This is a genomic window from Caballeronia sp. (genome assembly GCF_049581465.1).
Taxonomy (GTDB): Bacteria; Pseudomonadota; Gammaproteobacteria; order Burkholderiales; family Burkholderiaceae; genus Caballeronia.
In genome coordinates this window covers 1-2,090 of sequence record NZ_JBAUSA010000045.1, presented here as the reverse complement: position 1 = coordinate 2,090, position 2,090 = coordinate 1, and the positions used below count along the sequence as shown (strand labels likewise).

Below are 2,090 nucleotides of genomic sequence, written 5' to 3'. Positions count from 1 at the left end.
AGCCTCGGGTATTCGAAAGGTTCATCGTCTCCATGACGACACCCTGCCCCGAAATAGCCGCGTCACCGTGAATCTCCACTGGCAGCACAGCGCTCGCACCTTGCCCCAATACTTCGGCGCGTGCACGAGCGATACCTTGAACCACCGGGTTCACGATTTCCAGATGCGACGGGTTAAACGCGAGCGTCACTTCTGCCGGACCGGTTGCTGTCGGGAGCAAGCCGGTAAAGCCCTTGTGATATTTGACGTCACCCGCCGGAAGCAGATGCGCGGTTTTCCCATCGAACTCGTCGAACAACGCAGCCGGCGGCTTCCCGACAATGTTGACGAGAACGTTCAGGCGTCCACGGTGTGCCATGCCGAGAATTGAGCTCTTGACTCCCTTCGTGGCGCCATACGCAACCAATTCATCCAGCAGGACGATGAGCGACTCGCCGCCCTCGATCGAAAAGCGCTTCTGGCCGACGTAGCGGGTATGCAGGTATTTTTCAAAGCCTTCGGCGGCGGTCAGTCGTTCAAGGATGTGCAGCTTGTCACCGTTATCCAGGGTCGCTTTTGAACGCGAAGACTCAAGACGCATTTGCCACCAGCTACGCTGAGTCGGATCAGTCAAATGCATGAACTCGGTGCCCAGCGTCCCGGAATAGGTCTCTGTCAGTGCCTGCACCAAATCGCCGAGCGTCGTGTCTTCATCCGAAAAGTACGTGTCCGGCACGCTGAACTTCGTGTTCATGTCCGCGTGGGACAAATCGTAGTAGCTCGGGTTTAATTCAGGCAATGGCACCGGGGCGGTCCATCGCAGCGGATCCAGACGAGCATTGCGGGTGCCGACCATGCGATAGGCCGAAATCAGGGCCTGCACGGAGACTTGCTTGTGGGCGAAACTCAGTACGTCGTTCTCTGAGCGTCCACCCGTTCGCGTGTGCTTGGCCAACTCGACAAAACGAGACACGACCGGTGCGTGCGCCACGTCCCCTGTGTCTGATCCATCACTCGCCGGCACGCCCTGCAACGCGTCGAAATAGTCGCGCCACTCTTGCGACACCGTGTCCCGGTCGGCAAGGTATGCCTCGTATTGTTCCTCGACATAAGGAGCATTGCCTCCAAAAAGGAAGGAGGTATTCCGATTCTCTATCATCATGATGACTCTGTCCTCAGTCGGGCTCATGCCCGATATCTGCCACGAATTATCCAAAGCAGCACCCATTGCCGGCCTGGTCAACCGAATGCGTCCGCGGGTACATGAAGACAAGAATTCGAATGCGAAGAGAGGCAAGGTTTAGTGCCATCCAGCCAGCGTCAACTTGTGCGAGACCCCATGATTTAAATCACCAGGTCCCTGTGCCCGCCAGGGCCAGCAATCTCCTGGCCCCCGATGAGAACAGTGTATGTATTACGGGTTTCCCCTAACAGCGCTAGCTGTGATGGTTCTGGGACATTTCCCGCTCGTTTCGGGCCATCGAATATCGAGAGTCGGGTTTATGTGCTCGATCGACAATAGAGTATTGGCGGTATGTCGTGGTCAAGCCGGGGTACAACAGCGAACAGATCGCTCAGGTTCTCCGCGATTACCAAGCGGCCCCGCATGTGTGAATTTCGACTTTTCGATGTAATCACCGAGCGCGCCGATCTATAGACTATTGTTGAGTTGCTATGCGACGCCGCCAGCTATTGGGCCGCCAGAAGCGCCTAGCAATATCCTCATACTGAAAAGGATCGACCATGGATCTCAAGCGTGTAGGTTCGCAACCTTCGGTGAAAGCCCCTGAAGCGTACTTTACGGGTGTTGTTCGAATGGACCCGCTTAACTCTCCCCCAGAGCCGGCGCGCGTTTCAGTCGTGAGCGTGACGTTTGAACCTGGCGCGCGGAGCGCCTGGCATACCCATCCTCTCGGACAGACGCTCATCGTCACCGCAGGCTGCGGATGGACCCAATGCGAAGGTGAACCCATCGTCGAAATTCGCGCTGGCGACGTAATCTGGTGTCCACCGGGTCACAAGCATTGGCACGGCGCATCGGCTACTGCCGCGATGACCCATATCGGCATTCAGGAAGCCCTGGACGGCGTAAGCGTCGTCTGGATGGAGAA

General features: G+C 57.0%; 2 protein-coding genes. One reads left to right on the top strand and one right to left on the bottom strand.

Annotated features, from left to right (window positions below; all coding sequences use genetic code 11):
• On the bottom strand, positions 1-1,141 hold a 1,141-nt coding region (locus tag WCA53_RS00900), incomplete at its 3' end, for a 2-oxoglutarate dehydrogenase E1 subunit family protein (RefSeq protein ID WP_423904337.1).
• A gap of 581 nt (positions 1,142-1,722) precedes the next feature.
• Between WCA53_RS00900 and WCA53_RS00895 the strand changes: the two genes are divergently transcribed.
• The coding region (locus WCA53_RS00895) for a (R)-mandelonitrile lyase (protein ID WP_423904334.1) at positions 1,723-2,090 on the top strand (368 nt) is incomplete at its 3' end.